Genomic DNA, 10210 nt, shown 5'->3' with positions numbered 1-10210 from the left:
CTTCTTAAAGCCAGCATATTCCTCAATGATCCGAATGAGGGGCTTGCCCACTTTGGGCATGCTGACATCCGCTGCCGGCGATCGCGAGACAGAGCCTCGCGCTTCCAGCCCATTGCAGAACGCCCACCTGGGCCGCGCATAGGTGTTGACCGAACGGGCTGCCAATCGTTTGCCATGTGCTCCCGTTCGCGTACCCAGCTCACTCAGCCAGGAGAGCAGATGCACTCGCTCGATCTCTTCGACGAGGGTGATGCCTTGCTGCTCCAGGAACGGCTCCAATTTCCTCAAGGTGAGCTGGTGCCATTCGAGCGTTTTGGGACTATGGTTCTGACTCCAATGGTCCAGGAGATACTCCTCAATGCAGTGGCGTAGCAGATGTTCCCCCTTGGGAGGAGGCGTATAGCGGGAAACCACTGTCTGGCGAGGGGTCTGAGGGGAACGCTTGCCTTGCTGCTGGTGGATACGAGCGACCACAGGAAACCTCCTTCAGAGAAGGCGCTTCCCGGCCAGGCAGGCACTCACCCGTGAAGGAAAATCAGCCGAAGGCAGATACTCTATGATCGCCGAGGCAGGTACGCACTACCGTCGTTATCCGACTGATCCTCCCGCCAGGCGGACGAGCCTGCTGGCAGAGAAGCCGCTTGAGAACTGGTTTCCTGAGTCGAGGGAGCGGGAGACGGGACTCGAACCCGCGACAGCCTGCCTGGGGATAGGCACTCGGCCCAGGGCCGTGCCATCCATGGTGCTTCTTGCATTCCACTCCCGGCTTCTGGATACTTCTGAGTGAGTAAAGCTACATATCGGCATTCCTGAGTCACTCTCATACGGAACAAGCAAGCGGAGAGCAGAGGGCATCTGATGGACGGTGATCGTGCTGCGTCCCCGCTGGAGACTGGTCCCCTCTTTCGCGTCTGGCTCTGCGGCCCCTTCTGCCTGGAACGACGCCAGGAAGGGGCCTCTGCACCCCTCCCCGTCAGCTTCTGAAGGCCCTGCTGGGGCGCCCCCAACGCACGGAACAGGCCCCCGCCTCGCGTGGCGAGGAGGAGGAGGCCGATCCGGCCTGGCAGGAGGCCCAGCAAGGGGAACTGCTCTATGAGCAGGCCCGCTGCGCGCTGCAGCTGTACCGCTTTCGAGAGGCGATCGAGGCCTATGAGCACTGTCTGCAGCTGGCCCAGCGCCGTGGCGATGAGGAACAGGCCAGGAGGTTACAGGGCCAGCTCGGCTATCTCTCTCGCCGGCTGGGCCAGTGGGATGAGGCGCTCCACTATTCCTCTGCCTCGCTGGCCTATCATCAGCAGCGGGGCAGTCTGGCCTGGTATGCCAATCTGCTCAAGAATATCGGGCATGTCTACCGGTTGCAGGGGCGGGTGGCCGCAGCGCAGGAACGGTGGGAGGAGGCGGCGGAGCAGCCCACCGAGGCCGCTGGCGACACACGGCGGAGCAACATTCGCTGATTTGCTGCGTGCTCTTCCTTTCCGCGCTCAGGACTGCTGCATAGCCAATGCCTACAAAAGGCGGAGCGCGCTCTCGCATCGCCTTTTTCCTAGCGAGGCGCAGACAAGGGCATCGATGCCGTGGGCCATCAGGCGCATGGCGCACCCATTACCTCTACCGGGCTCCTTGGGGACGGACAGAGGCCTGGGGCTGATCCGGCCAACGGCGTTGTTCACCCCGGCCTACAACTGATCAGCTCCTTCTCTGTCCTCACGAAGCCTTGCGCCAGATACCTCGCGCTCCTCAAGCACCGCCGCCGAAGGGGAAAGTAGCAGCTCTCGATAGCGTTGATAGCGCTCCTGGTAGACTGTGCACTCCCTGCCAGGAGCCGTCACCGCCAAGACCGGCGGGCGCCAGGCCGCCAGGGCGCCAGTCTCTTTCCAACAGCCTGCCGCCAGCCCCGCAAGCAGCGCCGCACCACGCACCGCCGTCTCCTTCTCCGCCACGGCCCAGAGTTCACACCCCAGGATATCAGCCAGCATCTGCCGCCAGCCAGGATGCAGGCTTCCCCCACCCACTACCAGGATCTGGCCACGCTCCTTTCTCTCAGAGAGCGCTTCCAGAGCCAGACGCATTCCAAAGGCTACCCCTTCCAGAGCGGCGTGAAGCAGGTGGCGACGCTCATGATCGAGACGCAGATGCACCCAGCCCGCCGCCCGCGGCCTCGGATGATACGCTCGCTCTGGCGTCAGACAGGGGAGAAAGAAGAGCGGCCCCAGGGCTACCGCCTCGCTCTCACTGCAGGCATACAGCTCCTCCCAAGTCGCCTGCAGGCTTCGACATATCCAGTCGAGAGCCAGCCCGGCATTCTGCACCGCGGCCATCCGATACCAGTGCTGTCCGTCTGCCGCTCGATAGAGGTGAGTTCTCCGCTCGGGATCAGGCCGCGGCTCTTGACAGAGCTGCACAAATTGCGCCCCCGAGCCAAGCGAGAGCAAGAGAGGACCGGGCGCAAGCACCCCAGCCCCAAGCAGAGAAGCCGCCACATCAGCCGCACCCGTTGCGACAGGCAGACCAGGTCTGAGACCCAGCTCTCTGGCAGCAGAGGCTTGCAGATACCCCGCTGGCGCCCCAGCCGGGAGCACAGGAGCAAACAGCTCCCTTCGTAGACCAAGCGAGTCCATCACCTCCGTCGCCCACCGATCTTGCAGCACATCATAGAGCAGAGTCGCCGATGCATCGCTGGCCTCCGTTGCCACCGTCCCAGTCAAACGCCAGCGCAGCCAGTCTTTGGGCAGAAGCGCCCAACGCATGCGCGCGAAAGACTCAGGCTCCTCCTCAGCGAGCCAGCACAGCAAAGGACCAGCCATACCTGGGGCCAAAGGGTTAGCCAGAGCTTCACGGAGCGGAGCAGGCAACTGCTCAAAATGCGCCAGCTGCCCGCTCGCTCGCTGATCAGGCCAGAGTAGGGCAGGTCGCACGGGATCTCCCATTGCATCGACAGGAACCACACCATGCATCTGCCCGGTGACCCCAATAGCCGCCACCTGATCCGTATCCACAGAGCGCAGAGCCGTACGCACTGCAGACACCGTCTGCCGCCACCACTCCTCGGGATCGGCCTCAGCCCAGCCAGGCTGAGGCGTGAGCAAGGTATATGCGGCACGGCCCTCCCCGAATGGTTGCCCGCTGGCCGCATCCAGGACCAGCACCTTCACCGCACTGGTGCCCAAATCGATGCCGAGGAGCACTTTCCCGGTGGCTTTCCTTTCATCCCCCACCATCGCCACTAGCTCCCGTGCATATCTGCAGCCTCCAGACCCGCGGCAATGAAGGCCCGAGCCTGCCTGGCCAGATCAAAACGGTCGGTCCAGGTATGACGCCAGATCGCCAGCGAGCCAGAGAGGTTCGCAATCTCCTGCGCCCGAGAAAAGCTCTCAAAGGTCACCGGTCCATGATAATCAGCCTGCCTCAGCGCCCGGAAAAAGGCAGAGAAATCCACCGTGCCCGTGCCAAGATAGCCTCGATGGCTTTCACCCACATGGACATAGCCCAGTCGCTTCCCACAGGCCAACACTGGTTTCACAAAATTTTCTTCCTCGATATTCATATGGTAGGTATCCAGATGGACCACGAGATTGGGCGCCCCTATCTCCTCAATCAGCGCCAGGGCCTGCTCCGCAGTATTGAGAAAATTGCTCTCATAGCGATTGACCACTTCCAGACCCAGCTGCATGCCACTGGCTGCCGCCTCTTCAGCCAGACGCGCCAGGACTCGCAGGCTGTTCCTCCGCCCGGCAGGAGCCAGCGGCTCACGATAGCGCGTCAAAGCCCCAAAGATCACCCCGCCAAGATAGGTCGCCCCCAGATCCCGAGCAACCGCCAGCGCATCATGCAGCAGCCGCTCGCCACGTACTACCACTGCCTCATCTGTGCTGGAAATGTCTGTCTCGGGCGTCAGGGCCAGGGTACAGGTCGCCGCAAGGCCCACTTCCTCTAACAGACTCCTCGTCAGAGCCACATCGATCGTCCTCGGCTCAAGCAGGGGGATCTCAATCAGATCGTAGCCACAGGCACGACTGCTTTCGAGCGCCCGACGGCACTCCTCTTCACTCCAGCCGCCAACCCAGACGAAGGCATGAATACCTATTTTCTGTTCCATAACATCTCCACGCTTGCTCTCGTGATTACTCATCGCTTTTGACGCCGGTAATCATGGCCACGAGTTCATCGCTCGTCGTCTCACTCGTCCGGCGCCCTCCTACCACACGTCCGCTGCGCATGACCCAGACCTGTTGAGAGAGACGCAGCACCTGCTCAAAGTTATGGCTGATCAGCAGGATCGCTAGCCCCTGTTCCCGCAAGCGAAGAATCAACTCCTCAACTCGTCGGGTCTCACGCACTCCCAGCGCCGCCGTTGGCTCGTCCATGATCAGCAGGCGCGACCCCCAGCTCGCCGCTCGCGCGATGGCAATGGCCTGCCGCTGCCCTCCTGAGAGCCGGCGCAGCCGGGCATGGATCGAGGGTAGATGGATCTCAAACTGCTGCAGCATCCGCAAGGCCTCACGGCGCATAGCGCGGCGATCCAAAACAGCAAAGGGTCCCAGGCGCCTGACACGCTCGCGGTTGAGAAAGATATTTTGCCAGACCGTGAGGTCCTCAATCACCGCCAGATTCTGATAGACCGTCTCAATGCCTGCCTGGCGCGCTTCCTGGGGAGAGGCAAAATGCACCTCCTTGCCTTCGAAGAAGAGACGCCCACTGCTCGGGGCATGCAGGCCCGAGATGCACTTGATCAGCGTCGATTTGCCCGCCCCGTTATCTCCGACAATGGCCGTGATCTCCCCGCGCCGGGCCCACAGGGTCACTTCCTGCAGCGCCACAATGGCCCCGAAGTGTTTGCTGACGCGCTCAACCAGCAGCAGCACCTCGGCAGGACCGGGCACCTCGGATCTGGGAGGGACGCCTGGAGCACTATCACGCTCTGGCGTCCGAGGAGCAGAAAAGATCCGCTCAAATTCCGTGGGACTCATCGCCAGTACCTCACCAGTAAAGCGGCCAGCACGACCGCCAATCCAACCACCACCGGTTGGTAGAATTGCGAGACTCCAAGTAGGGTCAGCCCATTGACCAGCACCGTGAGCAGAAGCGCACCTGCCGCAGGACCAGCGATCGAGCCACGCCCACCAAAGAGGCTAACGCCCCCCAGGACCACCGCCGCCACTGAGTTGAGCAGGTAGCTGGTATCCACAGCCGGCTCGGCAGCCCCGATGCGCGCCGTGAAGAGAATGGCCGCCAGACCGGCCAGACCACCTGCCAGCACGTACGCCGTCAGCTTGATCCTCGCGGTACGAATGCCCATTGCACGTGCCGCCTCGGCATCGCCGCCCGTAGCAAGTAGATGGGTGCCAAAGCGAGTGTAAAAGAGCAGAACATGCCCAAGGAGCACAACGATCAAGGCGATCAAGACGAAGTAGGGCACTGGGCCAAGTGAGCCTGTGGCCAACTGGAGCAGGAAGGTACTGACGATGGTCACAGGCTCACCACTGGAGAAAATCAGAGCTGCGCCAGAGGCCGCGCTGAGTGTACCCAGCGTGGCAATGAAATCCGGTATCCGCCCCCAGGCAATCAAGAGGCCATTGATAAGGCCCACGAGCAGGCCGGCCACGATGGCCAGCAGCGAGGCCAGACCAATATTGCCGCCGTGGGCCACTACCTGTCCCAGGACAACGCCGGCCCAGGTCATGGTGGCTGCCAGAGAGAGATCGATGCCCCCCGTCAGAATCACTAGCGTCTGTCCTACCGTCAGGATTACCAGGAGAGCCGCCGCTATCAGTACAGCCCGGATGTTGCCGAGGCTTAAGAACGCCGGCGAGGCAACGCCAAAGACGATGACCAGAATCGCCAGGGCAATGACCGCTGTCCAGTTAATCCAGAACTCGGGGTCGCTGAGCCGCTCTCTCCAGCTGAGTCGCTCAGCCTGCGCCACGCTATCCGTTGTCAGTGCGCTGCGCTCTTCCATCTGTTGTCTCCTTCCTCTGTAGGGGAGTGAGCGGAGCATTGACGCTGCCAGCAGGGGCAGGTCTGTGTGATTGGCTCTTCGCCTCTTCGCCCTCCACTCACTCACCGGCCCGCTTCCTTACCTGTTACTTGAGTAGGCCCTGGAAGGGATCAACATAGCTGCTGAAAGGCTTGGGGAAATTGGCCAGGGCCTGAGCGACATTATCGCTGGTCACTACGAGTGTAGGAGCGGTGACCCTGGCTGGCAGCGTCTTGCCCGCCAGCGCCGCCTTGCAAGCCTCAACCCCCATTGCTCCAATCGTATAGGGGTACTGGGAGACGGTCGCTGAGAGCTGACCCGCTTGAATGGACTTCAGCGCATCCTGGATACCGTCAACGCTGACCACCTTGACCTGACCCTGTTTGCCAGCGTCCGCAATGGCCCGTACAACGCCTAGAGCCATGTCGTCGTTAGCGACAAAAAAGCCTTTGAGATCAGGGTGAGCCCGCAGGATATCACCCGCGGCTGTCAGCGCTTTCTGGCGATCCCAGTCTGCTGCGACTGTCTGCACGATCTGGATCGCCGCAGGAACACCCTGGCTAAAACCCTGGAGACGCTGCTGGCTGGTCACGTCTCCGGCAATGCCTCCAATCAGGGCGACTTTGCCCCCTGTCGGCAGCAGTTTGGCCATCTCGCTGGCTGCCTGATGACCGGCACTGATGTTATCTGTTCCAATGTACGTGCTGATCTTGATGCCGGCAGCCTGGGCCGCCTGCGCACTAATAGGGTTATCGATGTTAATAATCGGTTTGCCCGCTTGCGAGATCGGTGCCAGCGCCTGAACCAGATTGGTGCCACTGATAGGGTTGACGATGTAGCAGCCATAGTTCTGCCCGGCCAGGGCCTGGAGCTTGTCCGCCTGACCAGTGGTGTCTGTGATACTCGCGGCAGCCTGCACCGTAACGGACACGCCCACGCTCCTGGCCTCATCTTGAATGCCTCGCTGCATGGCCTGGAAGAAGGGGTTGTCCAGCCCTTTGATCACGGCTGCAACCTGCGCACTTCCAGAGCTTCCACTCCCACTGCTGGCTCCGCCACAGGCGGTGATGATCACGCCAAGCACCGCCAGCAGGATCAGGCTCATCTTTGTCATCAGCGATTGCCTGCACACTGCAGCGCCTCCTTCTGTCTGTCTCTGGCCGCAAAAATAGCCGGTGAAGCGCTTCAGTCGACTCAGCAACGACTTCTGATCAGCTGAGTCGTGTTAACCCTTCACTATTGGCAGATTATATCCATACTTATGTATTATGTCAAGCAAAAGTTGGCCATCTTCTGAACGGATAAGGGAGAATCCTGGTAAAGTAGCCTTGAGAAGGCCGCTTCTCTTTGATAAAATATGGGCGAATATGCTAAATATGCCTGTGGACAGCATGGATTGCCCAGGTAGCCCTCTCTATTTTCGGAGCTGTGAGGAGTGCCACGCTGATGAAGTCGCCTTTCGAGGGCACCGATGCCTCTCGGTCGGGAACTATTCTTGCCTTGTTCCGCACTGGTCAGGCGCGTACGCGGGCCGATGTCATTCGCCTGACAGGCCTGGCGCGCTCGACAGTCACGCAGCGTCTGGAGCGCCTGCTCGCTGCCGGCTTGCTGGTGCCCGATGGGGCAAGCGCCTCGACTGGAGGTCGTCCTCCGACGCAATTCAAATTCAATGCAGCGCGTGGGGTATTTCTGACTGCTGATGTTGGGGCCAGTCATTTGCGCTGTGCATTGACGGACCTGGCAGGGACCATTCTGACGGAAGAAGCCGCTGAGCTGGACGTGGCTGCCGGGCCGCATCCCGTCCTTGAGCAGGTGACGAGGACATTCTTTGCTCTCTTGCAGCGGCAGCAGGTGCCTCCCCAGAAGGTGCACGGCATTGGCATCAGTGTCCCCGGCCCGGTCGAGTTTGCCACCGGGCGCGTGGTAAGTCCGCCGATCATGACCGGCTGGGACGGCTTTGATATCCCGGGCTACTTTCTCGAACGCTTCGCCTGTCCAACGCTGGTGGAGAATGATGTGAATGTCATGGCCTTTGGGGAATATAAGGTCTGCTGGCCCGAGCACCCGCATATGTTAATGGTGAAGGTAGGAACGGGGGTCGGTTGTGGCATCATTTCGAATGGGCAGATTCTGCGTGGCGCTCAGGGGGCGGCTGGAGACCTTGGTCACATCCCCTACAGCGGCGACCTGGCCAATCTGACAACGCCTCCTCTCTGCCGCTGTGGTAATCGCGGCTGCGTGGAAGCCTATGGCGGCGGCTGGGCCTTGCTGCGCGATCTCCGCGCACTCGGCCATCAGGTTCATTCGACCTATGAGGCAGTCCGTTTGATCCGGGCCGGCCAGCCGGACGCGGTGCGCCTGGCTCGCCAGGCGGCCCGAGTGTTGGGTCAGGCTATCTCCGACGCGGTGAGTTTGCTCAATCCTTCCCTGGTGGTTTTGGGTGGTCGCCTGGCTCACGCGGATGAGCCGCTGCTCGCAGGCATTCGCGAAGTGGTCTATCGACGCTCTTTGCCGTTGGCAACCCGCGATTTGCAGATTACTACGAGTCGTCTGGACATTCACGCCGGCATTACCGGCCTGGCATTGCTGCTGGGAGAGTACCTCTACGCACCTGAGCTTGTCGATCTGGCGCTTGACCCCGAGGCTCCGACTCTCCCGGAGGAACGCTATGGACCGCTGCGTGGGCAAGCGTTGAGATACACCCTGCGTCTCCTGAGCGGAAGAAGCTGATCATAACGGTATCAGAGGCAGAGAGAGATGGCTTGCGACAGGTCAAAACGCTCTGCTGGCGAGCGGCGGCCTGCTTGAGGACGGCAGCGTGTGCTGATTTAAGCGCCGGGCTTCAGCACAACCCCAGGCCCAGCCCAGCAAGGGAGACCCGGTGATGCCCCGGTGGAGGCAGGGGTCGTGGGCGTTCGCGATTCCCGAGGCGTCTCCTGGTCCTTTTGGAGGAGTTTGGGGACTATCACCATGACCTCCCCTGGTATCGCCAGATCCTGCGGAATAGGCTCATCCATTGACTCCGGGATGTAGAAAGCTCCTCATGAAAGTATGGACAACAGAGAGCCAATTTGTTATCCTCTACACAGGGAAATTCTCCAAACAGATCGAGCACCAGGGTATCTCTGGCATCGGACTCAGCAAGAGGAGAAAGCGGTTTGCCTCGGCCAGGTGCTTTGCCTTGGGTGTGGTGTGATTCTGGCAAAGAGCCGCTCTGCTCACGTGCCGTGTGGAGATCACACGAGGGCAGAAACCGGCCTCGACGGATTGCCAGGCTCCAGGAGAGATAGGCCAGGAGGCATGCTGAACCGTTACATAGACGGTATCCGATCTGAGCAGCTATCGTCGGACAACCACAACGAAGAGCCAGCAAGCCAGTCAAAGCCAGCCTACGCTGACATGGGGGTGTCAGCGTATCTACAGGGAAAACCTGGCTATTGATCCTGGTAGAAGAGGGCGGACTTTGGCAGAACCTGCAGCTGGCAGAGCAGAGAGGCCAGCACGTGGCCTATTGCTGATAGCAGCAACCACGGCAAAGGTGAGTGTGTTCTGACAAAAGCCGACCTGAACTGTACCTCATACACACGAGAGCTGGCGCGATGTGACCCAGGGATACTTCCCTGCCCCTGGCAGCGGGCTTGCCCGTTCTGAGAGCACAAGCTGACCCAGCCCTCTCCAGTCGTGCGGGGAGGGTAAGGGGGGCTGTCTTGCCTGGAAGACGCACCAGGCAAGAACAGCTGGCTTCTCTTGGGCTTCTGCCCAAGGGCCAGGCCTCAGGTGTTCATCCAGCTCTACTAAGCTTGGGTTGACTTCTTTGAAGCAATGAAAGCGAAAGCCTGGCACGAGCGCCCTGAGCAACTCAAGAGCACTCCGGGACGCGCTCCTAAATCTTTGCTACACGGAGCACGATCAGGCAAATCGTGCCCATCTCTCACAATGATCGCCGCCTCCCAGGCTAGTCTGCTCTGTTCCCCCGGACTACATCCATCCTGTATTGATCAAATCTGCAGTGAGCGAGCGCTCCTTCTATTCCCAAGGCTCCCCCTCAGACTTTCAGGCCAGGGGATAAGATCCGGACAGGAGCCGTTTGATCCTGGTCCACTCGCCACTGCCGATTGGGATGGTGGGGTGCTTCCCCGCCTGGCCTCTGCCAGACCGGGAAGCACCCCACATCTGGCTGACGACTCGTCCTTCAGGAGCCCCCAACTGTTGTTCCGACAAACAACATCCTCACCC

9 protein-coding genes are annotated in these 10210 nt (G+C 60.8%); 3 read left to right on the top strand and 6 right to left on the bottom strand.

Annotation, left to right across the window (positions count from 1 at the left end; all coding sequences use genetic code 11):
- The coding region (locus tag IRZ31_RS17340) for a hypothetical protein (protein WP_297155935.1) at positions 1 to 474 on the bottom strand (474 nt) is incomplete at its 3' end.
- A gap of 384 nt (positions 475 to 858) precedes the next feature.
- Between IRZ31_RS17340 and IRZ31_RS17335 the strand changes: the two genes are divergently transcribed.
- Together IRZ31_RS17335 and IRZ31_RS21480 are read left to right on the top strand one after the other, a co-directional pair.
- Positions 859 to 984, top strand: coding sequence for a hypothetical protein (locus tag IRZ31_RS17335; RefSeq protein ID WP_297155933.1), 126 nt, complete (start codon positions 859 to 861; stop codon positions 982 to 984).
- Positions 930 to 1454, top strand: a complete 525-nt coding sequence (locus tag IRZ31_RS21480; protein WP_363325694.1) for a tetratricopeptide repeat protein — start codon at positions 930 to 932, stop codon at positions 1452 to 1454. Before IRZ31_RS17335 ends, IRZ31_RS21480 begins: the two co-directional genes overlap by 55 nt.
- 222 nt (positions 1455 to 1676) lie before the next feature.
- Here IRZ31_RS21480 and IRZ31_RS17330 read toward each other — a convergent pair whose 3' ends face one another.
- The 5 genes from IRZ31_RS17330 to IRZ31_RS17310 all read right to left on the bottom strand — a co-directional run bounded on the left by IRZ31_RS17330 (position 1677) and on the right by IRZ31_RS17310 (position 7088).
- Positions 1677 to 3218 (bottom strand): FGGY family carbohydrate kinase, encoded by a 1542-nt coding sequence (locus IRZ31_RS17330; protein WP_297155931.1) that lies wholly within the window; start codon positions 3216 to 3218, stop codon positions 1677 to 1679.
- 5 nt (positions 3219 to 3223) lie between these two features.
- Complete coding sequence (locus IRZ31_RS17325) at positions 3224 to 4096, bottom strand: sugar phosphate isomerase/epimerase (protein ID WP_297155929.1); 873 nt, start codon at positions 4094 to 4096, stop codon at positions 3224 to 3226.
- Between the two features lie 25 nt (positions 4097 to 4121).
- Positions 4122 to 4967, bottom strand: a complete 846-nt coding sequence (locus tag IRZ31_RS17320) for an ATP-binding cassette domain-containing protein (RefSeq protein ID WP_297155927.1) — start codon at positions 4965 to 4967, stop codon at positions 4122 to 4124.
- Entirely contained in the window at positions 4964 to 5956 is a 993-nt protein-coding gene (locus tag IRZ31_RS17315; RefSeq protein ID WP_297155925.1) for an ABC transporter permease, read from the bottom strand. Before IRZ31_RS17315 ends, IRZ31_RS17320 begins: the two co-directional genes overlap by 4 nt.
- 124 nt (positions 5957 to 6080) lie before the next feature.
- Positions 6081 to 7088 carry a substrate-binding domain-containing protein gene (locus tag IRZ31_RS17310; protein WP_297155924.1) on the bottom strand — a complete coding sequence of 336 codons (1008 nt, stop codon included), beginning with the start codon at positions 7086 to 7088 and terminating at the stop codon, positions 6081 to 6083.
- A 332-nt stretch (positions 7089 to 7420) separates the two neighbouring features.
- Here IRZ31_RS17310 and IRZ31_RS17305 point away from each other — a divergent pair, with 332 nt between their 5' ends.
- Positions 7421 to 8704 (top strand): ROK family protein, encoded by a 1284-nt coding sequence (locus tag IRZ31_RS17305; RefSeq protein ID WP_297155922.1) that lies wholly within the window; start codon positions 7421 to 7423, stop codon positions 8702 to 8704.
- The last annotated feature ends 1506 nt before the right edge of the window (positions 8705 to 10210 follow it).

The organism is Thermogemmatispora sp. (genome assembly GCF_019683635.1).
GTDB lineage: Bacteria > Chloroflexota > Ktedonobacteria > Ktedonobacterales > Ktedonobacteraceae > Thermogemmatispora.
Note: the sequence above shows the minus strand (reverse complement) of the source record. Positions and strands in the feature narration are given on the sequence as shown.

Excerpts from the sequence above, each read along its gene's own strand:
- IRZ31_RS17335 (WP_297155933.1), top strand. The coding sequence starts at position 859 with ATGGACGGTGATCGTGCTGCGTCCCCGCTGGAGACTGGTCCCCTCTTT.
- IRZ31_RS17330 (WP_297155931.1), bottom strand. The coding sequence starts at position 3,218 with ATGGTGGGGGATGAAAGGAAAGCCACCGGGAAAGTGCTCCTCGGCATC.
- IRZ31_RS17325 (WP_297155929.1), bottom strand. The coding sequence starts at position 4,096 with ATGGAACAGAAAATAGGTATTCATGCCTTCGTCTGGGTTGGCGGCTGG.
- IRZ31_RS17320 (WP_297155927.1), bottom strand. The coding sequence starts at position 4,967 with ATGAGTCCCACGGAATTTGAGCGGATCTTTTCTGCTCCTCGGACGCCA.
- IRZ31_RS17315 (WP_297155925.1), bottom strand. The coding sequence starts at position 5,956 with ATGGAAGAGCGCAGCGCACTGACAACGGATAGCGTGGCGCAGGCTGAG.
- IRZ31_RS17310 (WP_297155924.1), bottom strand. The coding sequence starts at position 7,088 with ATGACAAAGATGAGCCTGATCCTGCTGGCGGTGCTTGGCGTGATCATC.
- IRZ31_RS17305 (WP_297155922.1), top strand. The coding sequence starts at position 7,421 with ATGAAGTCGCCTTTCGAGGGCACCGATGCCTCTCGGTCGGGAACTATT.